This is a genomic window from Streptomyces sp. NPDC052225, from assembly GCF_040679615.1.
In the GTDB taxonomy this organism is placed as follows: Bacteria; Actinomycetota; Actinomycetes; order Streptomycetales; family Streptomycetaceae; genus Streptomyces.
The window spans coordinates 240,071-262,410 of record NZ_JBFAVD010000007.1 but is presented as its reverse complement, the minus strand read 5'-3'; the positions used below and the strand labels follow the sequence as shown (position 1 = coordinate 262,410).

The 22,340-nt window shown below is 70.1% G+C and carries 17 protein-coding genes and 1 tRNA gene; 17 read left to right on the top strand and 1 reads right to left on the bottom strand.

What is annotated here, in order from left to right; all coding sequences use genetic code 11:
* The first annotated feature begins 376 nt into the window (after nucleotides 1-376).
* The 17 genes from rsmH to AB0L37_RS13840 all read left to right on the top strand — a co-directional run bounded on the left by rsmH (nucleotide 377) and on the right by AB0L37_RS13840 (nucleotide 18,469).
* Nucleotides 377-1,333: a 16S rRNA (cytosine(1402)-N(4))-methyltransferase RsmH gene (gene rsmH, locus AB0L37_RS13920; RefSeq protein ID WP_365504059.1), complete on the top strand. Its 957-nt coding sequence runs from the start codon at nucleotides 377-379 to the stop codon at nucleotides 1,331-1,333.
* 36 nt (nucleotides 1,334-1,369) lie between these two features.
* Nucleotides 1,370-1,978, top strand: coding sequence for a septum formation initiator family protein (locus AB0L37_RS13915; RefSeq protein WP_365504057.1), 609 nt, complete (start codon nucleotides 1,370-1,372; stop codon nucleotides 1,976-1,978).
* Nucleotides 1,979-1,982: 4 nt separating this feature from the next.
* Complete coding sequence (locus AB0L37_RS13910; RefSeq protein WP_365504055.1) at nucleotides 1,983-3,947, top strand: penicillin-binding protein 2; 1,965 nt, start codon at nucleotides 1,983-1,985, stop codon at nucleotides 3,945-3,947.
* A gap of 40 nt (nucleotides 3,948-3,987) precedes the next feature.
* Entirely contained in the window at nucleotides 3,988-5,643 is a 1,656-nt protein-coding gene (locus tag AB0L37_RS13905; protein ID WP_365504053.1) for a UDP-N-acetylmuramoyl-L-alanyl-D-glutamate--2,6-diaminopimelate ligase, read from the top strand.
* A 4-nt stretch (nucleotides 5,644-5,647) separates the two neighbouring features.
* A complete protein-coding gene (murF, locus tag AB0L37_RS13900) occupies nucleotides 5,648-7,051 on the top strand; it encodes a UDP-N-acetylmuramoyl-tripeptide--D-alanyl-D-alanine ligase (protein WP_365504051.1) in 1,404 nt (467 codons plus the stop codon).
* Nucleotides 7,048-8,121: a phospho-N-acetylmuramoyl-pentapeptide-transferase gene (gene mraY, locus AB0L37_RS13895; RefSeq protein ID WP_365504049.1), complete on the top strand. Its 1,074-nt coding sequence runs from the start codon at nucleotides 7,048-7,050 to the stop codon at nucleotides 8,119-8,121. The genes murF and mraY overlap by 4 nt, the downstream gene beginning before the upstream one ends.
* Nucleotides 8,103-9,545, top strand: a complete 1,443-nt coding sequence (gene murD, locus AB0L37_RS13890; protein WP_365504047.1) for a UDP-N-acetylmuramoyl-L-alanine--D-glutamate ligase — start codon at nucleotides 8,103-8,105, stop codon at nucleotides 9,543-9,545. Before mraY ends, murD begins: the two co-directional genes overlap by 19 nt.
* An 89-nt stretch (nucleotides 9,546-9,634) precedes the next feature.
* A complete protein-coding gene (ftsW, locus tag AB0L37_RS13885) occupies nucleotides 9,635-10,960 on the top strand; it encodes a putative lipid II flippase FtsW (RefSeq protein WP_365504045.1) in 1,326 nt (441 codons plus the stop codon).
* Between the two features lie 6 nt (nucleotides 10,961-10,966).
* Complete coding sequence (murG, locus tag AB0L37_RS13880) at nucleotides 10,967-12,055, top strand: undecaprenyldiphospho-muramoylpentapeptide beta-N-acetylglucosaminyltransferase (RefSeq protein ID WP_365504043.1); 1,089 nt, start codon at nucleotides 10,967-10,969, stop codon at nucleotides 12,053-12,055.
* A 29-nt stretch (nucleotides 12,056-12,084) separates the two neighbouring features.
* Nucleotides 12,085-12,897 carry an FtsQ-type POTRA domain-containing protein gene (locus AB0L37_RS13875; RefSeq protein WP_365504041.1) on the top strand — a complete coding sequence of 271 codons (813 nt, stop codon included), beginning with the start codon at nucleotides 12,085-12,087 and terminating at the stop codon, nucleotides 12,895-12,897.
* Between the two features lie 298 nt (nucleotides 12,898-13,195).
* The gene (gene ftsZ, locus AB0L37_RS13870) at nucleotides 13,196-14,413 is read left to right on the top strand and encodes a cell division protein FtsZ (RefSeq protein WP_365504039.1); all 1,218 of its coding nucleotides are present in this window, start codon (nucleotides 13,196-13,198) and stop codon (nucleotides 14,411-14,413) included.
* Between the two features lie 25 nt (nucleotides 14,414-14,438).
* Nucleotides 14,439-15,179: a peptidoglycan editing factor PgeF gene (gene pgeF / locus AB0L37_RS13865; protein ID WP_365504037.1), complete on the top strand. Its 741-nt coding sequence runs from the start codon at nucleotides 14,439-14,441 to the stop codon at nucleotides 15,177-15,179.
* A gap of 6 nt (nucleotides 15,180-15,185) precedes the next feature.
* Nucleotides 15,186-15,914, top strand: coding sequence for a YggS family pyridoxal phosphate-dependent enzyme (locus AB0L37_RS13860; RefSeq protein ID WP_365504035.1), 729 nt, complete (start codon nucleotides 15,186-15,188; stop codon nucleotides 15,912-15,914).
* A 126-nt stretch (nucleotides 15,915-16,040) separates the two neighbouring features.
* Nucleotides 16,041-16,685, top strand: a complete 645-nt coding sequence (gene sepF, locus AB0L37_RS13855) for a cell division protein SepF (RefSeq protein WP_365504033.1) — start codon at nucleotides 16,041-16,043, stop codon at nucleotides 16,683-16,685.
* Nucleotides 16,686-16,761: 76 nt separating this feature from the next.
* The gene (locus AB0L37_RS13850) at nucleotides 16,762-17,046 is read left to right on the top strand and encodes a YggT family protein (RefSeq protein ID WP_188339419.1); all 285 of its coding nucleotides are present in this window, start codon (nucleotides 16,762-16,764) and stop codon (nucleotides 17,044-17,046) included.
* Between the two features lie 46 nt (nucleotides 17,047-17,092).
* On the top strand, nucleotides 17,093-18,253 hold the full coding sequence (locus AB0L37_RS13845) for a DivIVA domain-containing protein (RefSeq protein ID WP_365504030.1): 1,161 nt from the start codon (nucleotides 17,093-17,095) through the stop codon (nucleotides 18,251-18,253).
* Between the two features lie 141 nt (nucleotides 18,254-18,394).
* Nucleotides 18,395-18,469 (top strand) — tRNA-Ala (locus AB0L37_RS13840).
* An 88-nt stretch (nucleotides 18,470-18,557) separates the two neighbouring features.
* Here AB0L37_RS13840 and ileS read toward each other — a convergent pair.
* The gene (gene ileS, locus AB0L37_RS13835) at nucleotides 18,558-21,695 is read right to left on the bottom strand and encodes an isoleucine--tRNA ligase (protein WP_365504028.1); all 3,138 of its coding nucleotides are present in this window, start codon (nucleotides 21,693-21,695) and stop codon (nucleotides 18,558-18,560) included.
* Between the last annotated feature and the right edge of the window lie 645 nt (nucleotides 21,696-22,340).

Genomic DNA, 22,340 nt, shown 5'->3' with positions numbered 1-22,340 from the left:
CCCGCTGTGAGAGAGGACAAAGAACATCAATGAGCGTTGTTGTGAGCTAACCCACAGGGGTGGCCGGGCCTCGGCCGGACGGGTGAATTCGACCGGTGCGCGGCTTCGCGCCGATGCCGTCCGCGACGCGCAGGCCGGTTGATTGACCGAGGGACGCGGTGGACTAAAGTGACGCCGAACCCCATTGACGAAGCAATACGGAGATCCCGGCGCTGCCGGACGCTCCCCGCGTGCGCGGCGCGTACGTACGGCTCGGCCTCCTCCCGCTCCGGTCGGCCGGCGTCACTTCCCCGGCGCCGGCGGACCACCATCCCCTTCACGAGCGGGCGGGGACCCGGCAGTGCGTACCGCCCGCCGCCGGACCTGAGAGGGCCTCTTGAGTCAGCGACACGTCCCGGTCATGCTCCAGCGCTGCTTGGACCTGCTGGCCCCCGCCCTCGCCGAGCCGGGCGCGGTCGTCGTCGACTGCACGCTCGGGCTCGGCGGTCACAGCGAGGCCCTGCTCTCCACGTTCCCCTCGTGCCGCCTCGTCGCCCTCGACCGCGACAAGGAAGCGCTGCGGCTGTCCGGTGAGCGCCTCGCGCCCTTCGGCGACCGGGCCACCCTCGTGCACGCCGTCTACGACGAACTGCCCGATGTCCTCGACCGGTTGGGCATCCCGCGCGTCCAGGGCGTCCTGTTCGACCTCGGCGTCTCCTCCATGCAGCTCGACGAGGCCGACCGCGGCTTCGCGTACGCGCAGGACGCGCCGCTCGACATGCGCATGGACCAGACGACCGGGATGAGCGCCGCCGAGGTCCTCAACACGTATCCGCCGGGCGAACTGGTGCGGATCCTGCGCCAGTACGGCGAGGAGAAGCAGGCCAAACGCATTGTCTCGGCCGTCGTACGGGAGCGTGAGAAGGAGCCGTTCAGCAACAGCGCGCGGCTCGTCGAGCTGATCCGTGACGCGCTGCCGCAGGCCGCCAAGCGCACCGGTGGCAACCCGGCCAAGCGCACCTTCCAGGCGCTGCGCATCGAGGTCAACGGCGAGCTGAGCGTCCTGGAGCGGGCGATCCCGGGGGCCGTGAAGGCGCTCGCGGTCGGCGGCCGGATCGCCGTGCTGTCGTACCACTCGCTGGAGGACCGGCTGGTCAAGCAGGTGTTCGCGGCCGGTGCCGCCACCACGGCGCCGCCCGGCCTGCCGGTCGTGCCCGAGCGCTACCAGCCGCGGCTCAAGCTGCTCACGCGCGGTGCCGAACTTCCCACGGAGGAAGAGGTCGCCGAGAACCGCCGGGCCGCTCCGGCACGGCTGCGGGGTGCGCAGCGCATCCGCGAGGATGTCGAGGGATGAGGGCCGAGTGAGGCACGCGCGCGTGGAGGGGTGTTCATGAGCGTAAAGAGTGGCTCGAAAGGTTCCAGGAGCGCCTCGGGCGCTCCAGGGTCCCGGGGCCAACTGCGGGGCAGGGCCGCCAGATTCGCGCGGCTGTTCCCGCTCGCCCCGTCCGGCGGCGCGCAGGCCGCGCGCACCCCGTTCGTCCTCCTCGTCGTGCTGCTGCTCGGCGGCGGTCTCATCATGCTGCTGATGCTGAACTCCTCGCTCAATGAAGGATCGTTCAAGCTCAGCAAGCTCAAGAAGCAGACCACCGAGCTCACCGACGACGAGCAGCAGCTCCAGCGCGACGTCGACGACTACTCCGCGCCCGACGCCCTCCAGCGCCGCGCCCGCGAGCTGGGCATGGTGCCCGGTGGAGACCCCGTCTTCCTCGACCCCGACGGCACCGTGCGCGGCATGCCGAGCCCCGCCTCGCTCCCCTCCCCGCTGCGCACGCCGGCGCCCCGGCCGCCGGAGGCCGTCCGTACGACGCCGTCCGCCTCGGCCACGCCGTCGCCGTCCGCGTCCACCCCGCCGTCCGGGCAGCCGACGACGACCACCGCCTCGGTGAAGCCCTCGGCCCCCGCTCCTTCGGCCCCCGCTCCTTCGACCTCAGGCAGGTGACGCCATGACCGACAAGGAGCCCCCGCGCCGCCGCGTGCCAGGACCCACGCGCCCGGCCAGATCCGCCCGGCCGGGAGCCCAGCGGCGCCCGGCCCCCGGCGCGCGCCCCGCCGCACGGCGCCCGCGCCCCGCGGCTTCCAAGGCCGCCACTCCGCTGCGCCTGGGCAGTCCACGGCCGCGCCTGCGCATGGTGAGCCTGGGCCTCACGCTCGTCCTCATGGTCTTTGTCGTACGGCTTCTCCAGGTGCAGGGCGTCGACGCGAGCGCGTACGCCGCGAAAGCCGAGCTGAACCGGTACGTCAGCCACACCATCGCCGCCGAGCGCGGCCAGATCACCGACCGCGGCGGCGTCTCGCTGGCGTCGAGCGTGGACGCGTACGACATCACGGCCGACCCCACGCTCTTCACCGAGAAGGCGACCAAGGTGAAGGACGCGCCCGAGCAGGCCGCGGCGCTCCTGTCGCCGATCATCGGGGTCGACGCCGCCGAGCTGACCCGGAAGCTCAAGACGAAGAACACCCGCTACGTGCGGCTCGCCGCGCGGCAGACGCCGCAGGTCTGGAAGCAGATCAAGGACCTGCGCTCCACGCTGAACGAGAAGGCGAACGCCGAGGGCCGCGAGGCGAGCGTCCTGTCCGGCGTCCTGTCCGACCCCAGCAGCAAGCGCGTGTACCCCAACGGGGACCTCGCCGCCGGGATACTGGGCTGGGTCAACGCCGACGGCAAGGGCGGCGGCGGTGTCGAGCAGCAGCTCAACAAGGAGCTCTCCGGCAAGGACGGCAAGATCCGCTACGCCCAGTCCGGCGGCCAGCAGGTGCCGACGGCCGGCAGCACCGAGCAACCCGCGGTGGCAGGCTCCGACGTGGAGCTGACCATCGACCGCGACATCCAGTGGGCCGCGCAGAACGCGATCTCCGAGCAGGTGAAGAAGTCCGGGGCCGACCGCGGCTACGTGATAGTGCAGGACACGCGGACCGGCGAGGTCCTGGCCATGGCGAACGCGCCCGGCTTCGACCCGAACGACCTGTCGCAGGCGAACGCGGCGGCCCTCGGCAACGCGGCGCTCCAGGACGCCTACGAGCCCGGCTCCACCGCCAAGGTCATGTCGATGGCGGCGGTCCTGGAGGAGAACGCGGCCACGCCGATGACCCATGTCACCGTGCCCAACCGGCTGCACCGCGGCGACCGCCTCTTCCAGGACGACGTCGACCACAAGACCTGGCACCTCACGCTGAACGGCGTGCTTGCCAAGTCCAGCAACATCGGCACCATCCTCGCGACGGGCGAGCTCGGCGACACCCAGCCCGAGGCCAACCAGAGCCTCTACTCGTACCTGCGCAAGTTCGGCATCGGCAAGCAGAGCGGTCTCGGCTTCCCCGGCGAGACCTCCGGCATCCTCGCCGCGCCCGATAAGTGGTCCACGTCGCAGCAGTACACGATCCCGTTCGGCCAGGGCTTCTCGATCAACGCGATGCAGGCCGCCTCCGTGTACTCGACCATCGCCAACGGCGGCGTACGGATCGAGCCGACGCTGGTGCGCGGCACCAAGGGCCCCGACGGCCGGTTCACGCCCGCGCCCAAGCCCAAGCAGACCCGCGTCGTCAGCGAGAAGACGGCGAAGACGGTCGCGCAGATGCTGGAGTCCGTCGTCGACGACGAGGAGGGGACCGGCGCCAAGGCCCGCATCCCCGGCTACCGCGTCGCGGGCAAGACGGGCACGGCCAACCGCGTCGATCCGGCCACCGGCCGCTACAAGGGGTACACCTCGTCGTTCGCCGGGTTCGCGCCGGCGGACAAGCCGCGCGTCACCGTCTACTGCGCAATCCAGAACGCCACGAAGGGCAGCTATTTCGGCGGCCAGATCTGCGGGCCCATCTACAAGCAGGTCATGGAGTTCGCCCTGAAGACCCTTCAAGTGCCGCCCACGGGCGCCAAGTCCGCGCGGCTCCCCGTCACTTTCCAGCCATGACGGCCCGTGACCATGATCACCCGTAACTCCTGAAGGGCTCGTGAGAACCATCACCCCCGATCCAGGGAACCGGCCCGCGCCACGCCCCTCGCTTCGCTCAGGGCGGGGTGCGCCCGGTACGCTCACCGCCGTGCCACACGCTGATCAGTCCCAAACCACCCAGAAGGGCGCACCCGTGACATATCCCGGGCCGCCGCGACCGGTCGAGGTCTCCGCCACACCTCTCGCGGAACTGGCCGGTCAGCTGGGTGTCCCCGCACCCCAGGCCGCCGTGGAGATCACCGGCATCACCCACGACTCCCGTGCGGTGCGCCCCGGTGACCTGTACGCGGCCCTGCCCGGAGCCCGCGCCCACGGAGCCGACTTCGCCGCGCAGGCCGCCTCGCTCGGTGCCGTCGCCGCGCTGACCGACCCGGCGGGCGCCGACCGCGTCGCCGACGCCGGACTCGTGCCGCTCGTCGTGGACAACCCGCGCGGACGCATGGGCGAACTGGCCGCCACCATCTACGGCCACCCGGGCAAGGACCTGCTGCAACTCGGCATCACCGGCACGTCGGGCAAGACCACCACCGCGTACCTCGTGGAGGGTGGCCTGAAAGAGGTCCGCTCGACCGGGCTCATCGGCACCGTCGAGATGCGCATCGGCGACGAGCGCATCAAGTCCGAGCGCACCACCCCCGAAGCCACCGACCTCCAGGCCCTGTTCGCGGTCATGCGCGAGCGCGGCGTCGACGCCGTCGCCATGGAGGTCTCCAGCCACGCCCTCGTGCTCGGCCGGGTCGACGGCTGCGTCTTCGACGTGGCCGTCTTCAACAACCTCAGCCCGGAGCACATGGAGTTCCACTCCGACATGGAGGACTACTTCCGGGCGAAGGCGCAGCTGTTCACCAAAGCGCGCAGCAAACAGGGCGTCGTGAACTTCGACGACGAGTACGGGCGCCGGCTCGTCGACGAGTCCGAAGTGCCCGTCGTGACCTTCTCCGCCGAGGGCCACCCCGACGCCGACTGGCGCGCCGAGGACGTCGAAGTCGGGCCGCTCGGCTCGACGTTGACCGTCGTCGGCCCCAAGGGCGAGCGGATCGCCGCCAAGGCGCCGCTGCCCGGCCCCTTCAACGTCGCGAACACCCTCGCCGCGATCGTCACCCTCGCCGTCGCCGGGATCGACCCGCAGACCGCGGCCGACGGCGTCGCCGCCGTACCCGGCGTCCCCGGCCGCCTGGAGCGCGTGGACGCGGGCCAGCCGTACCTCGCCGTCGTCGACTACGCCCACAAGACCGACGCCGTCGAGTCCGTGCTGAAGGCGCTGCGCAAGGTCACCGAGAACAAGCTGCACATCGTGCTCGGCTGCGGCGGCGACCGGGACAGGACCAAGCGGATGCCCATGGGCGCCGCTGCCGCCCGGTTCGCCGACACGGCCATCCTCACCTCCGACAACCCCCGCTCCGAGGACCCCCTCGCGATCCTCGCCACGATGCTGGCGGGCGCGGCCGACGTGCCGGCCCACGAGCGCGGCGACGTCGCCGTCTTCGAGGACCGGGCCGCCGCCATCGCCGCGGCCGTCGCCCGCGCGCAGCCGGGCGACACGGTGCTCGTCGCGGGCAAGGGCCACGAGCAGGGCCAGGACATCGCCGGGGTGGTGCGTCCCTTCGACGACCGCCTGGTGCTTCGCGAAGCCATCGAGCAAACCCAGGGATGAAGTTGTGATCGCCCTCTCCCTCGCCGAGATCGCCTCAGTCGTCGGCGGGCAGACGTACGACATACCGGATCCGCAGGTCCGGGTGACCGGACCTGTCGTCATCGACTCGCGCAAGGTCGAGGCCGGCAGCCTGTTCGCCGCGTTCGTCGGCGAGCGCGTGGACGGCCACGACTACGCGCGCGACGTCGTGGACAAGGGCGCGGTCGCCGTACTGGCGTCCCGCCCCGTCGGCGTGCCCGCCATCGTCGTCGACGACGTACAGGCGGCGCTCGGCGCGCTCGCCCGGCACGTCGTCGAGCGGCTCGGCGCCACCCTCGTCGCGCTGACCGGATCGGCCGGCAAGACCAGCACCAAGGACCTCATCGCGCAGGTGCTCCGGCGCAAGGCGGAGACGGTGTTCACGCCCGGCTCGTTCAACAACGAGATCGGCCTGCCGCTGACCGCCCTGTCCGCCACCGACGCGACCAGGTTCCTCGTCCTGGAGATGGGCGCCCGCGGCATCGGCCACATCCGGTACCTGACGGGCCTGACGCCCCCGAAGGTCGGTGTCGTCCTGAACGTCGGCACCGCCCACATCGGCGAGTTCGGCGGCCGCGAGCAGATCGCGCAGGCCAAGGGCGAACTGGTCGAGGCACTGCCCGCCGAGGGCACCGCGATCCTCAACGCGGACGACCCGCTGGTGAAGGCCATGGCCTCCCGTACGAAGGCGAAGGTGCTCTTCTTCGGAGAGAGCGCCGAAGCCGACGTACGTGCCGAGAATGTCCGGCTCACGGAGAACGGTCAGCCCGCCTTCAGCCTTCACACACCCACCGGGTGCAGCGAAGTGACCTTGCGCCTGTACGGTGAGCATCACGTGTCGAACGCGCTCGCCGCGGCCGCCGTCGCCCATGACCTTGGCATGTCCGTATCGGAGATCGCCCTCGCGCTCTCCGAGGCGGGCACACTGTCCCGCTGGCGCATGGAGGTCACCGAGCGCCCGGACGGCGTCACGATCGTCAACGACGCCTACAACGCGAACCCCGAGTCCATGCGAGCGGCGCTGCGCGCGCTCGTGGCCATGGGCAAGGGACGTCGTACGTGGGCGGTGCTCGGGCACATGGCCGAGCTGGGCGACGAGTCGCTGGCCGAGCACGACGCGGTCGGACGGCTCGCTGTCCGGCTCAACGTCAGCAAGCTCGTGGCAGTCGGGGGCAGGGAAGCGTCCTGGCTGCAACTGGGCGCCTATAACGAGGGTTCGTGGGGTGAGGAGTCGGTGCACGTGTCCGACACACAGGCGGCGATCGACCTGTTGCGCAGCGAGCTGCGCCCGGGTGACGTCGTGCTCGTGAAGGCATCCAGGTCGGTCGGCCTGGAGAGCCTGGCACAGGCGCTGCTCGAGGGCTTCGAGAACGGGGGCGATGCCCGATGATGAAGCAGATCCTCTTCGCGGGCGTCATCGGTCTCTTCCTGACCCTGGCCGGAACGCCGTTGCTCATCAAGCTCCTCGCGCGCAAGGGCTACGGGCAGTACATCCGCGACGACGGCCCGCGCGAGCACGCCAGCAAGCGCGGTACGCCGACCATGGGTGGTATCGCCTTCATCCTGGCGACCCTCATCGCGTACTTCCTGAGCAAGCTGATCACCGGCGCGGCCCCGACCCTGTCGGGTCTGCTCGTGCTCGGCCTGATGGCGGGCATGGGCCTGGTCGGCTTCCTCGACGACTACATCAAGATCGTCAAGCGGCGTTCGCTCGGTCTGCGGGCCAAGGCGAAGATGGCCGGACAGCTGATCGTCGGCATCGCCTTCGCGCTGCTCGCCATCAACTTCGCGGACGCACGCGGCAACACCCCGGCCTCCACCAAGCTCTCCTTCGTCCAGGACTTCGGCTGGACGATCGGCCCGGTGCTCTTCGTTGTCTGGGCGCTGTTCATGATCCTCGCGATGTCGAACGGCGTGAACCTCACCGACGGCCTCGACGGCCTCGCCACCGGCGCCTCCGTGATGGTCTTCGGCGCCTACACCTTCATCGGCGTCTGGCAGTTCCAGGAGTCCTGCGCCAACTCGCAGACCCTGACCAACCCGGCCGCCTGTTTCGAGGTCAGAGACCCACTCGACCTGGCCGTCGTGGCATCGGCCCTCATGGGCGCCTGCTTCGGCTTCCTGTGGTGGAACACCTCACCGGCCAAGATCTTCATGGGTGACACGGGCTCGCTGGCCCTCGGCGGCGCCCTCGCCGGTCTCGCGATCTGCTCGCGCACCGAGATGCTGCTCGCCCTGCTCGGCGGCCTGTTCGTGCTCATCACGATGTCCGTCGTCATCCAGGTCGGCTCGTTCAAGATGACCGGCAAGCGCGTCTTCCGTATGGCGCCACTGCAGCACCACTTCGAACTCAAGGGATGGTCCGAAGTCCTTGTCGTGGTCAGGTTCTGGATCATCCAGGGCATGTGCGTGATCGTCGGACTCGGCCTCTTCTACGCAGGATGGGCAGCCGAGAAGTGACATCTGTTCAGGGCCCCTGGCAGGGGATGAACATCACCGTCGCCGGTCTCGGCGTGAGCGGCCTCAGCGCCGCCCGCGCCCTGGCCGGCCTCGGCGCGTCGGTGACCGTCGTGGACGGCGGCGACAGCGCCGCCCACCGCGAAAAGGCGGCCCTTCTTGAAGAAGAGGGGATTTCCGTACGCCTGGGAGACGCCGAGACGCTTCCCGAGGGCACGGAGCTGGTCGTCACGTCGCCGGGCTGGAAGCCGTCAAGTCCCTTGTTCGCGGCGGCCGGAGCGGCCGGTGTCGACGTCGTCGGCGACATCGAGATCGCCTGGCGCCTTCGCGGCCCGAACGCCGCGCCCTGGCTCGCGATCACCGGCACGAACGGCAAGACCACGACGACGCAGATGCTCGCGTCGATCCTGGAGGCGGCCGGTCTGCGCACCGCCGCCGTCGGCAACATCGGCACCCCGATCGTCGACGTCGTCCTCCAGGGCGACGACGCGTACGACGTGTTCGCCGTCGAACTCTCCTCGTACCAGCTGCACTGGGCGCCCTCGCTGCGCGCCCACTCCGGCGCCGTCCTGAACCTCGCGCCCGACCACCTCGACTGGCACGGCTCCATGGAGGCGTACGCCGCCGACAAGGGCCGTATCTACGAAGGCAATCAGGTCGCCTGCGTCTACAACGTCGCGGACAAGGCCACCGAGGACCTCGTCGTCGAGGCCGACGTCGAGGAGGGCTGCCGCGCCATCGGCTTCACGCTCGGCACGCCGGGCCCCTCCGAACTCGGCGTCGTGGACGGCATCCTGGTCGACCGCGCCTTCGTCGAGAACCGGCAGAAGAACGCGCAGGAGCTCGCCGAGATCTCCGACGTGAACCCGCCGGCCCCGCACAACATCGCCAACGCCCTCGCTGCGGCGGCCCTCGCCCGCGCCTTCGGCGTCGAGCCCCAGGCCGTACGCGAGGGGCTGCGCAACTTCACGCCGGACGCGCACCGCATCGCGCACGTCGCCGACGTCGACGGGGTCGCGTACGTCGACGACTCCAAGGCGACCAACACCCATGCCGCACAAGCGTCGTTGGCCTCGTACGAGTCCATCGTGTGGATCGCCGGCGGCCTGGCCAAGGGCGCTACGTTCGACGAACTGGTCGCGGGCGCCGCGAAGCGGCTGCGAGGCGTCGTGCTCATCGGTGCCGACCGGGCGCTGATCCGGGAAGCCCTGGAGCGACACGCCCCGGAAGTCCCGGTGGTCGACCTCGACCGGACCGACACTGGGGCGATGTCGGCGGCGGTCCAGGAGGCAGCACGGCTCGCCCGCCCGGGGGACACCGTGCTGATGGCTCCGGCCTGTGCGTCGATGGACATGTTCACCAACTACAACAAGCGTGGCGAGGCGTTCGCGGAAGCAGTCCGCGAACTCGGCGCCACCAGCGTCTGAGGGGACCTGAGAGGGTTGCCCGGTGACGCCGGGCAACCCTTCGGGAGGGGACGTGGCAGCGCATCAGGAACCGGCCCACGGGAGCGGCGATGGCCGGTAGCAGCGCCCGCACCACCAAGCGCCCCGCCGCGCCGCCCCGGAAGACCAGCAAGGTCTACCGGGCGCGGGTCAACCCCGTGCGCCGCCTGTACGCGCAGGCCAGGCGCGCCTGGGACCGGCCACTGACCGCGTACTACCTGATCCTCGGGTCCGCACTGCTGCTCACGGCGCTCGGCCTGGTGATGGTCTACTCGGCGTCGATGATCACGGCCCTGCAAATGGGCCTGTCCAGCTCGTACTTCTTCCGCAAGCAGTTCGTCGCGGCCGTCCTCGGCACGATCCTGCTCCTGGTCGCGCTGCGCATGCCGGTGAAGCTGCACCGCGCGCTCGCGTACCCGATCCTCGCCGTCAGCGTCTTCCTGATGGTCCTGGTGCAGGTGCCGGGGATAGGAGTGTCGATCAACGGCAACCAGAACTGGATCTCGCTCGGCGGCCCCTTCATGCTGCAGCCCAGCGAGTTCGGGAAGCTGGCGCTGATCCTGTGGGGCGCCGATCTCCTCGCGCGCAAACACGACAAGCGCCTGCTGACCCAGTGGAAACACATGCTGGTGCCGCTGGTCCCGGTCGCCTTCCTGCTGCTCGGCCTGATCATGCTCGGCGGCGACATGGGCACCGCGATCCTGCTCACCGCCATCCTGTTCGGCCTGCTGTGGCTGGCGGGGGCGCCCACGCGGCTGTTCGTCGGCGTCCTGTCCGTGGCCGGTGCGATCGGCGTCATGCTGATCAAGACCAGCCCGAACCGGATGGCCCGCCTCGCGTGCCTGGGTCGCGCCGACGCGGGACCCGACGACATGTGCTGGCAGGGACTGCACGGGATCTACGCGCTCGCCTCAGGCGGACTCTTCGGTTCCGGGCTCGGGGCGAGTGTGGAAAAATGGGGTCAACTTCCCGAAGCGCACACTGACTTCATCTTTGCCATCACCGGTGAGGAACTGGGCCTGGCGGGGACGCTGTCGGTGCTCGCCCTGTTCGCGGCTCTAGGCTATGCGGGTATCCGCGTGGCCGGACGCACGGAGGACCCCTTCGTTCGATACGCCGCGGGTGGCGTGACGACCTGGATCACGGCGCAGGCCGTGGTCAACATCGGTGCGGTGCTCGGCCTGCTGCCGATCGCCGGCGTCCCGCTCCCGCTGTTCTCGTACGGGGGGTCGGCCCTGCTGCCGACCATGTTCGCCGTGGGACTTCTGATCGCGTTCGCGCGGGACGAACCGGCGGCGCGGGCGGCCCTCGCCATGCGGCGAACCACGGGGGAGCGCGGGATGAGATGGAACACGATGCGACGGCGCGTTTCGGCGCGTACGTCCGGAGAGCGGTGAATTTCGGTGCATGTCGTACTCGCCGGTGGGGGGACCGCCGGCCACATCGAGCCGGCGCTCGCCCTCGCGGACGCCCTGCGCAGGCAGGACCCGACCGTGGGGATCACGGCCCTCGGCACGGAGCGCGGCCTGGAGACCCGTCTCGTACCGGAGCGCGGCTACGACCTGGCGCTGATCCCCGCCGTCCCGCTGCCGCGCAAGCCCACCCCTGAGCTGATCACCGTCCCCGGGCGGCTGCGCGGCACCATCAAGGCGGCGGAGCAGATCCTGGAGCGCACGAAGGCGGACTGCGTCGTCGGCTTCGGCGGGTACGTGGCGCTGCCCGGCTATCTGGCCGCCAAGCGTGCCGGCGTGCCGATCGTCGTGCACGAGGCCAACGCACGCCCGGGCCTGGCCAACAAGATCGGTTCGCGGTACGCCGCGGGGGTCGCCGTCTCCACCCCGGACAGCAAGCTGCGCGGGGCCCGCTACATCGGCATCCCGCTGCGCCGCACCATCGCCATGCTGGACCGCGCCGCGGTGCGCCCCGAGGCGCGCGCCGCGTTCGGCCTCGACCCCAACCTGCCGACGCTGCTGGTCTCCGGCGGCTCGCAGGGCGCCCGGCACCTGAACGAGGTCGTGCAGCGCGTCGCGCCCGTCCTCCAGCAGTCCGGCATCCAGATCCTGCACGTGGTCGGCCCGAAGAACGAACTGCCGCAGGTCCAGCAGATGCCGGGGATGCCCCCGTACATCCCGGTACCGTACGTGGACCGGATGGACCTCGCGTACGCCGCGGCCGACATGATGCTCTGCCGCGCGGGCGCGATGACCGTCGCCGAACTCTCCGCCGTCGGGCTCCCGGCCGCCTACGTCCCGCTGCCCATCGGCAACGGCGAACAGCGGCTCAACGCCCAGCCGGTGGTCAAGGCGGGCGGCGGCCTGCTGGTCGACGACGCGGAACTGACCCCCGAGTGGGTCCAGGGCAACGTCCTGCCCGTCCTCGCCGACCCGCACCGGCTGTACGAGATGTCCCGCGCCGCCTCCGAGTTCGGCCGCAGGGACGCCGACGACCTGCTCGTCGGGATGGTCTACGAGGCGATCAACTCGCGTCATTAAGCGACGTACGGATGTAAAGGCAGGGGAGCGTGGCCGGAGCGACCACCGCGGACCGCGGCGAACGAGGCAAGGCCGAACCGTCCGATCCGGGCCCGCCCCCCGCCCCTCGCCGGGTGCGCATGCCGAGCGTGCGCGCCCTGGTCGTGACCGGAGTGCTGCTCGTCCTGATCGGGGCGGGCGGCATCTGGCTCCTGTACGGGTCGCAATGGCTGCGCGTCGAGCGCGTCACGACCGCGGGGACGGACGTCCTGACGCCCGCGGAGGTGCGCGAGGCGGCGGCCGTACCGGTCGGCTCCCCGCTGATTTCCGTCGACACGGGCGCCATTGAGGACCGGTTGCGCCGGAAATTGCCCCGAATCGACTCGGTTGACGTGGTGCGTTCCTGGCCGCACGGAATCGGGTTGAAAGTGACGGAACGCAAGCCGGTCCTGATTGTCGAAGACGACCGAAATTCGGGCAAGTTCGTCGAAGTCGACCGCGAAGGCGTACGTTTCGCGACGGTCGACAAGGCCCCGAAGGGCGTTCCCCGCCTTGAATTGACGCCGGATCAGTCGGGCGCCGCGGCAAGCCTGCGACGCTTCGGCCCGGACCGGCTCGTCCGTGAGGCGGTCCGCGTCGCGGGACAGCTTCCGCGGGTGGCGGCGCGCGACACCCGTACCGTCAAGGTCCGTTCGTACGACGACATCTCGCTGGAGCTCACCGGCGGGCGCACCGTCGTGTGGGGAAGCGGCGAGAAGGGCGCCACGAAGTCGCGCGCTCTTGTCGCGCTGATGAAAGCCGCCCCGAAGGCCCGCCACTTCGACGTGAGTGTTCCCACCGCCCCTGCGTCAGCGGGGAGTTGACGCACATCAGCGCAGGCCAGCACCCTGGTTGGGCAGCGCTACGGCTGATCACATAGGGTGAAAAGAAAAACGGGAGGTTCGGCGTGTTCGTTGAACGGGCGCCACTTGTCGACTTAGTGTCAGGTTCGGAAGAGTCCAGGGAACAGACACACTGGTAACCCTAAACTTCAGCGTTAGGGTTCGGGTCGGCAGTCGACTAGTAGTCAACTAGTAGTCCGGACCGACCCAATTCGGCATCAGTCGTCGCACCGTAGAACGCGAGGCGGCGACACGTAACTCGAGGCGAGAGGCCTTCGACGTGGCAGCACCGCAGAACTACCTCGCAGTCATCAAAGTCATCGGTGTCGGCGGCGGTGGTGTCAATGCCATCAACCGGATGATCGAGGTCGGTCTCAAGGGCGTCGAGTTCATCGCCATCAACACCGACGCGCAAGCCCTGTTGATGAGCGACGCGGACGTCAAGCTCGACGTCGGCCGTGAACTCACCCGCGGACTCGGCGCCGGAGCGAATCCGGCCGTCGGGCGCAAGGCGGCCGAGGATCACCGCGAGGAGATCGAGGAGGTCCTCAAGGGGGCCGACATGGTCTTCGTCACCGCCGGAGAAGGCGGCGGCACCGGCACCGGCGGCGCACCTGTCGTCGCCAACATCGCTCGCTCGCTGGGCGCCCTGACGATCGGTGTGGTCACCCGGCCGTTCACCTTCGAGGGCCGCCGTCGTGCGAACCAGGCGGAGGACGGCATCGCCGAGCTCCGCGAAGAGGTCGACACCCTCATCGTCATTCCGAACGACCGGCTCCTGTCCATCTCGGACCGGCAGGTCTCCGTCCTCGACGCCTTCAAGTCGGCGGACCAGGTCCTGCTCTCCGGTGTCCAGGGCATCACCGACCTCATCACCACCCCGGGTCTGATCAACCTCGACTTCGCCGACGTCAAGTCCGTGATGTCCGAGGCGGGTTCGGCGCTCATGGGGATCGGCTCGGCCCGCGGCGACGACCGCGCGGTGGCCGCCGCGGAGATGGCGATCTCCTCGCCGCTCCTGGAGGCGTCCATCGACGGCGCCCGCGGTGTGCTGCTCTCCATCTCCGGTGGCTCGGACCTCGGTCTCTTCGAGATCAACGAGGCCGCGCAGCTGGTCAGCGAGGCGGCCCACCCGGAGGCGAACATCATCTTCGGTGCCGTCATCGACGACGCCCTGGGCGACGAGGTACGGGTCACCGTCATCGCCGCCGGGTTCGACGGCGGACAGCCTCCGGCCAAGCGGGACAACGTTCTCGGCTCGTCGACGGCCAAGCGCGAGGAACCGGCACCGGCCCGTCCGGCGTCGACCCCCGAGCCCTCGCGCCCGACCTTCGGCAGCCTCGGCAGCGTCACGCCGCGCGAGGAGAAGGTCCCGGAGCCGGAGCCCGCTCCGGTGAACGAGACGCCCGCCGCCCCGGTCGCCCCGCCCCAGGTGCCCCGGCCGTCCTACCCGGACAGCCAGGCCGAGGAGCTGGACGTTCCGGACTTCCTGAAGTGACCCTGCGGGCTTACGGATCACTGAAGTGATAGAGCAGCTCGACGCTGTGACCTCTACGAGTGGCGCGCACTTCGCCTTCACCGACCGGTGGGGCGGAGTGAGCGCCGCTCCGTACGAGGAGCTGAATCTCGGCGGCGCGGTCGGGGACGACCCCGAAGCCGTGCTCCGCAACCGGGAACTGGCGGCCGAGGCGCTCGGCCTCCGGCCGGCCCGGGTCGTCTGGATGAACCAGGTGCACGGGCCCGATGTGGCGGTGGTGGACGGGCCCTGGGCCACGGACGCCGACATCCCGTCCGTCGACGCACTCGTCACCACCCGGCGCGGGCTCGCCCTCGCCGTGCTCACCGCGGACTGCACCCCGGTCCTGCTGGCCGACCCGGTCGCCGGAGTCGTTGCCGCCGCACATGCCGGGCGCCCCGGCATGATCGCCGGGGTGGTGCCCGCCGCGGTCGAGGAGATGGTGAACCTCGGCGCGGAGCCGGCCCGGATCGTGGCCCGCACCGGGCCCGCGGTCTGCGGCCGTTGCTACGAAGTCCCGGCCGACATGCGCGCGGAGGTCGCCGCGGTGGAGCCCGCGGCGTACGCCGAGACCAGTTGGGGCACTCCGGCCGTCGATGTGACCGCCGGTGTGCACGCGCAACTGGAGCGGCTCGGGGTGCGCGACCGGCAGCAGTCGCCGGTGTGCACGCTGGAGTCGCACGACCACTTCTCGTACCGCCGCGACAAGGCCACGGGCCGGCTCGCGGGCTATGTCTGGCTGGACTGATACGACATGACGGACCTTCAGGGACGTACGGAAGAACTCGCAACGAACCTGGCCGCGGTGGAGGAACGTATCTCCGCCGCCTGTGACGCCGCCGGGCGCAAGCGCGAGGACGTGACCCTGATCGTGGTCACCAAGACCTACCCCGCCAGCGATGTGCGGATCCTGTCCGGGCTCGGTGTGCGGCACGTGGCCGAGAACCGGGACCAGGACGCGGCCCCGAAGGCCGCGGAGTGCGAGGATCTGCCGCTCACCTGGCACTTCGTCGGTCAGCTTCAGACCAACAAGGTGCGTTCCGTGGTGAGTTATGCCGATCTGGTGCAGTCCGTGGACCGGGCGAAGCTCGTCACGGCGCTGTCCAAGGAGGCCGTGCGCGCCGAGCGGGAACTGGGGTGCCTGATCCAGGTCGCGCTCGACGCGGACGAGGACGGCCGGGGCGAGCGCGGTGGCGTAGGAGTGGGCGGAGTGCAGGAGTTGGCCGCGCGCGTGGCCGAGGCTCCGGGGCTGCGGCTCGACGGACTGATGACCGTCGCACCGCTCACCGGTGACTACGCGGGGCGGCAACAGGCGGCGTTCGAGCGGCTCATGGATTTGTCGACTGTCCTGCGCGCGGCCCATCCGGCTGCGAACATGGTCTCGGCAGGGATGAGTTCGGACCTCGAGCAGGCAGTGGCGGCCGGAGCGACACATGTGCGCGTCGGTACGGCGGTCCTCGGCGTCCGACCCAGGCTCGGGTAACGTCGCCAAGAAGTCGGACCACAGCAGAAAATATGGTCATTCTCGCTGATGGGCGGGGAGATCACGTGGATCGCGGGCACTTTGGTTGACGTCAGCCGATCCACCACAGAGCGGAGGACTCAGAGCATGGCCGGCGCGATGCGCAAGATGGCGGTCTACCTCGGCCTCGTGGAGGACGATGGGTACGACGGCCGGGGCTTCGACCCCGACGACGACTTCGAACCCGAGCTCGACCCGGAGCCCGAGCGTGACCGCCGACGGCACGAACCGTCGCATCAGTCACATAACTCCCGCGCGGTGGCGGACGTGGAGGAATCAGTACGAGTGGTGCAGCCGCCGGCCCAGCGGGAGCCGACGCGGCAGCCCGCTTCGCTCCCCGCTGAATCCGGACGTCCGGCGCGAATCGCCCCCGTGGCATCCATCACACCTGAACGTCAGAGCCTGGAGAAGAACGCACCGGTGATCATGCCCAAGGTCGTGTCCGAGCGGGAGCCCTACCGCATCACCACGTTGCACCCCCGGACCTACAACGAGGCCCGTACCATCGGGGAACACTTCCGTGAGGGCACCCCGGTGATCATGAATCTGACGGAGATGGACGACACCGACGCGAAGCGACTTGTCGACTTTGCCGCCGGTCTCGTCTTCGGCCTGCACGGGAGCATCGAGCGGGTGACGCAGAAGGTGTTCCTGTTGTCGCCTGCTAACGTCGATGTCACGGCGGAGGACAAGGCCCGTATCGCAGAGGGCGGGTTCTTCAACCAGAGCTGAGACGCAGCACTAGTTCAACGACTAGCTATGTACTAGTCACGAAGGCACGAGACACAGGGGAGAGGGAACCACCAACATGGGCGTGGTTTTGGATGTGGTCTACATCGCGCTGATGTGTTTCCTCATCGTGCTGATCTTCCGGCTGGTCATGGACTACGTCTTCCAGTTCGCCCGCTCGTGGCAACCCGGCAAGGCGATGGTGGTCGTTCTGGAGGCCACCTACACTGTCACTGATCCACCGCTCAAGCTTCTGCGGCGGTTCATTCCGCCGCTGCGTCTCGGGGGCGTGGCGCTCGACCTGTCCTTCTTCGTACTGATGATCATCGTCTACATCCTGATCTCCGTCGTGAGCCGGCTGTGAACGATACGGTCTTGCCGAATGCCGACGACAACGTTGAGGTGAAGAGATGCCGTTGACCCCCGAGGACGTGCGGAACAAGCAGTTCACGACCGTCCGCCTCCGAGAAGGCTATGACGAGGACGAGGTCGATGCCTTCCTCGATGAGGTCGAAGCCGAACTGACCCGTCTCCTTCGTGAGAACGAGGACCTGCGCGCCAAGCTGGCCGCAGCCACCCGTGCCGCTGCACAGAACCAGCAGCAGGGCGGCATGCGCAAGGGCCCCGAGGGCCCCGGCGGTCCGCAGGACCAGCAGGGTCCCCCGCAGGGCATGCGCGGTCCTGGCGCCCCCGTGCCCGCCGGGATATCGGGCCCGCCGCAGCAGCAGATGGGCGGCCCCATGGGCGGTCCGCCGCAGCTGCCGAGCGGTGCCCCGCAGCTTCCCGCCGGCCCCGGTGGACACGGTCCGCAGGGCGGCCCGCAGGGTCCCGGTCCGATGGGCCAGGGCCCGATGGGGCAGGGTCCGATGCAGGGCTCCATGGGTGGCCAGCCGCAGCTCGGTGGCCCCATGGGCGGCCCGATGGGCGGCCACGGCGGCCCGCCGCAGATGCAGCAGCCCGGTCAGGGCCCTGGTGGCGACAGCGCCGCCCGTGTCCTCTCGCTGGCCCAGCAGACCGCCGACCAGGCGATCGCCGAGGCCCGCTCCGAGGCCAACAAGATCGTCGGCGAGGCCCGCAGCCGCGCCGAGGGTCTCGAGCGTGACGCCCGTGCCAAGGCCGACGCCCTGGAGCGGGACGCGCAGGAGAAGCACCGCGTCGCGATGGGCTCCCTGGAGTCCGCTCGCGCCACGCTGGAGCGCAAGGTCGAGGACCTGCGCGGCTTCGAGCGCGAGTACCGGACGCGTCTGAAGTCGTACCTGGAGTCGCAGCTGCGTCAGCTGGAGACCCAGGCCGACGACTCGCTGGCTCCGCCGCGCACTCCGGCCACCGCCTCGCTGCCGCCGTCGCCGGCGCCGTCGATGGCTCCGGCCGGTGCGGGTGCCCCGTCCTACGGTGGCAACCAGGCCATGGGTGGCAACCAGCAGCAGGGCGGCCCGTCCTACGGCGGCCAGCAGCAGATGTCGCCCGCGATGACGCAGCCGATGGCGCCGGTGCGGCCGCAGGCTCCGCAGCCGATGCAGCAGGCCCCGTCGCCGATGCGCGGGTTCCTCATCGACGAGGACGACAACTAAGGGCGCCCCGCGCGCCTGAGAAGGCGTCGGCGTTCATTCAGGCCCTGGCCCGGATCGTTTCTGCGATCCGGGCCAGGGCCTTTTCGCGCCGTAAATCGCTGGAGGCGAGGGGTGGGGTGCCGCTAGCGTGCGGGCAGCACTGGGGTGCGTAGCGCAGTGGCTTGTCGCGCCTTCACGGCATGTAGGAGGACGCCGGTTCGAATCCGGCCCGCCCCAGTGCGTCAGCTGTACGAGGGGACGAAACGCCGAAGGGCCGCCCCGCCGGAGACTTCTCCGGCGGGGCGGCCCTTCGGCGTTCTCGGTGCTATGCCTTGCGGAGGCGGAACTGCAGGCTCAGGCCCTCGTCCGTGAACGGGGTGCCGTACGTGTCGTCCGCCTCGCCCTGGGCGAAGTCCGTCGCGAGGACCTCGTCCGCGATGAGCTCGGCGTGCTCGGACAGGGCGGCGAGGACGGCCGGGTCCGTGGACGTCCAGCGCAGGGCGATCCGGTCCGCGACGTCCAGGCCGCTGTTCTTGCGGGCCTCCTGGATCAGGCGGATCGCGTCACGGGCCAGGCCCGCCTGCCGCAGCTCCTCCGTGAGCTCCAGGTCGAGGGCGACCGTCGCGCCGGAGTCGGACGCCACCGACCAGCCCTCGCGCGGGGTCTCCGTGATGATGACCTCGTCGGGGGCCAGCGTGATCGTCTCGCCGTCGACCTCCACCGTGGCCGTGCCCTCGCGCAGGGCGAGGGAGAGGGCCGCGGCGTCCGCGTTCGCCACGGCCTTCGCGACGTCCTGGACGCGCTTGCCGAAGCGCTTGCCGAGCGCCCGGAAGTTCGCCTTGGCCGTCGTGTCGACCAGGGAGCCGCCGACCTCGGAGAGCGAGGCCAGCGAGGAGACGTTCAGCTCCTCCGTGATCTGCGAGTGCAGCTCGGGGGAGAGCGTGTCGAAGCCCGACGCCGCGACGAGCGCGCGGGACAGCGGCTGGCGGGTCTTGACGCCCGACTCCGCGCGCGTGGCGCGGCCGAGCTCGACCAGGCGGCGAACCAGTGCCATCTGCGTCGACATCTCCGGTTCGATGGCCGAGGTGTCGGCCTCCGGCCACGACGACAGGTGGACCGACTCCGGCGCGTCCGGCGTGACCGGGACGACCAGGTCCTGCCAGACCCGCTCCGCGATGAACGGCGTGAGCGGCGCCATCAGCTGAGTGACCGTCACCACCACGTCGTGCAGGGTGCGCAGCGCGGCCTTGTCGCCCTGCCAGAAGCGGCGGCGCGAGCGGCGCACGTACCAGTTGGACAGGTCGTCGACGAACGACGAGAGGAGCTTGCCGGCGCGCTGGGTGTCGTACGCCTCAAGGGAGTTGGTGACGTCGACCGTGAGCTGGTGCAGCTCCGAGAGCAGCCAGCGGTCGAGGACCGTGCGGTCGGCCGGGGCCGGGTCCGCCTCGCTGGGCGCCCAGTTCGACGTGCGGGCGTACAGGGCCTGGAAGGCGACCGTGTTCCAGTACGTGAGGAGCGTCTTGCGGACGACCTCCTGGATCGTGCCGTGGCCGACGCGGCGGGCCGCCCACGGGGAGCCGCCGGCCGCCATGAACCAGCGCACCGCGTCCGCGCCGTGACGGTCCATCAGCGGGATCGGGTCCAGGGTGTTGCCCAGGTGCTTGGACATCTTGCGGCCGTCCTCGGCGAGGATGTGGCCGAGACAGACCACGTTCTCGTACGACGACTTGTCGAAGACCAGGGTGCCGACCGCCATCAGCGTGTAGAACCAGCCGCGCGTCTGGTCGATGGCCTCGGAGATGAACTGCGCCGGGTAGCGGGACTCGAACAGTTCCTTGTTCCGGTACGGGTATCCGTACTGCGCGAACGGCATCGAGCCCGAGTCGTACCAGGCGTCGATGACCTCGGGCACGCGCGTCGCCGTCGCCGAGCAGCCCTCGTGGGTGCAGGGGAAGGTGACGTCGTCGATGAACGGGCGGTGCGGGTCGAGCGCCGACTGGTCGGTGCCCGTCAGCTGCGACAGCTCCTCGCGCGAGCCCACGCACGTGAGGTGTCCCTCTTCGCAGCGCCAGATCGGCAGCGGAGTGCCCCAGTAGCGGTTGCGGGACAGCGCCCAGTCGATGTTGTTGCTCAGCCAGTCGCCGAAGCGGCCGTGCTTGACCGTCTCCGGGAACCAGTTGGTCTTCTCGTTCTCCTGGAGGAGGCGGTCCTTGACGGCGGTGGTGCGGATGTACCAGGACGGCTGCGCGTAGTAGAGCAGCGCCGTGTGGCAGCGCCAGCAGTGCGGGTAGCTGTGCTCGTACGGGATGTGCTTGAAGAGGAGGCCCCGGGCGCCGAGGTCCTCGGTCAGCTTCTCGTCGGCCTTCTTGAAGAAGACGCCGCCGACCAGCGGGACCTCGGGGGCGAACGTGCCGTCCTGGAGGACCGGGTTCACCACCGGCAGACCGTACGCCTTGCAGACCTTGAGGTCGTCGGCGCCGAACGCGGGGGACTGGTGGACCAGACCCGTACCGTCCTCGGTCGTCACGTACTCGGCGTTCACCACGTAGTGGGCCTCGGCCGGGAACTCGACGAGCTCGAACGGTCGTTGGTACTTCCAGCGCTCCATCTCGGCACCGGTGAAGGACTCGCCGGTCGTCTCCCAGCCCTCGCCGAGCGCCTTCTCGACGAGCGGCTCGGCGACGACGAGCTTCTCGTCGCCGTCGGTCACCACGACGTAGCGGACGTCGGGGTGGGCGGCGACCGCCGTGTTGGACACCAGGGTCCAGGGCGTCGTCGTCCAGACCAGGAGCGAGGCCTGACCGGCCAGCGGACCGGAGGTGAGGGGGAAACGGACATAGACCGAAGGGTCGACGACCGTCTCGTAGCCCTGCGCCAGCTCGTGGTCCGACAGGCCCGTGCCGCAGCGCGGGCACCAGGGGGCGACGCGGTGGTCCTGGACCAGCAGGCCCTTGTTGAAGATCTCCTTCAGCGACCACCACACGGACTCGACGTACTCGGGGTCCATCGTGCGGTACGCGTCGTCGAGGTCGACCCAGTAGCCCATGCGGGTCGTCAGGTCGGAGAAGGCGTCGGTGTGGCGGGTCACGGACTCGCGGCACTTGGCGTTGAACTCGGCGATGCCGTACGCCTCGATGTCCTTCTTGCCGCTGAAGCCGAGCTCCTTCTCGACCGCCAGCTCCACCGGGAGGCCGTGGCAGTCCCAGCCCGCCTTGCGGGCCACGTGGTAGCCGCGCATCGTGCGGAAGCGGGGGAAGACGTCCTTGAAGACGCGGGCCTCGATGTGGTGGGCGCCCGGCATGCCGTTGGCCGTGGGCGGGCCCTCGTAGAACACCCACTCGGGGCGCCCTTCGGACTGCTCCAGGCTCTTGGCGAAGATCTTCTGCTCGCGCCAGAAGTCGAGCACGGCGTGCTCGAGGGCGGGCAGGTCGACCTGGGCGGGCACCTGGCGGTACTGCGTCATCAGTCTTCCTCCGGCGGACGTGCTTCTCTCCGTCGGAGGGACGAGAGCTCAAGTGCTGTACGCCGTGTGCGGCGCGCTCCCGCGGTACCACCCTCCTTGGCTCCCCTTCGCGCCGGTGAGCGCTTCGGTGAGCCCCCTCATTGGGGTCGCGATACCGGGTCTACTGACCGCTGCTGTCTCTCCTGCTTCGCTGCGGCGTTCTTCCGGCGGCTCCGGGGTGATCTTCGCGGCGCGCTCGCCTCCGGGCTTCCACCGTCCCCGGATCGCTCTTGGCTGCGTACGTCGCTACTCGGCCCCATCCACGCTTTTCGCTCCGCCCAGTGTACGGCGCCCGGCAGGGGACGGCCGACCGGTTTTCGCGGGGCCTCGGGCGGCGGCGGGCGGCCGCGCGCGCTGACCCGAATGGCGACACGCGCGGCGGCGGATCCTGGACGGGGCCCGGGCCGGGCGGTGGTGGGCGGGCGAGGGGCGGATTACCAGGCGGGGAGCTGGGCACAACGCTTGCAGGTTCGTCGCGGGGCGCTCGTGGCGGCCGGCGAGCGGGGCCGGATCGGAGAGTGCGCCCCGTTGCCGCGGGCTCTGAGTCGATTTATCGTCCCAGCACGATTCGCGTGCAAGATCACAATTTGTGAAGGGGCCGCGGCC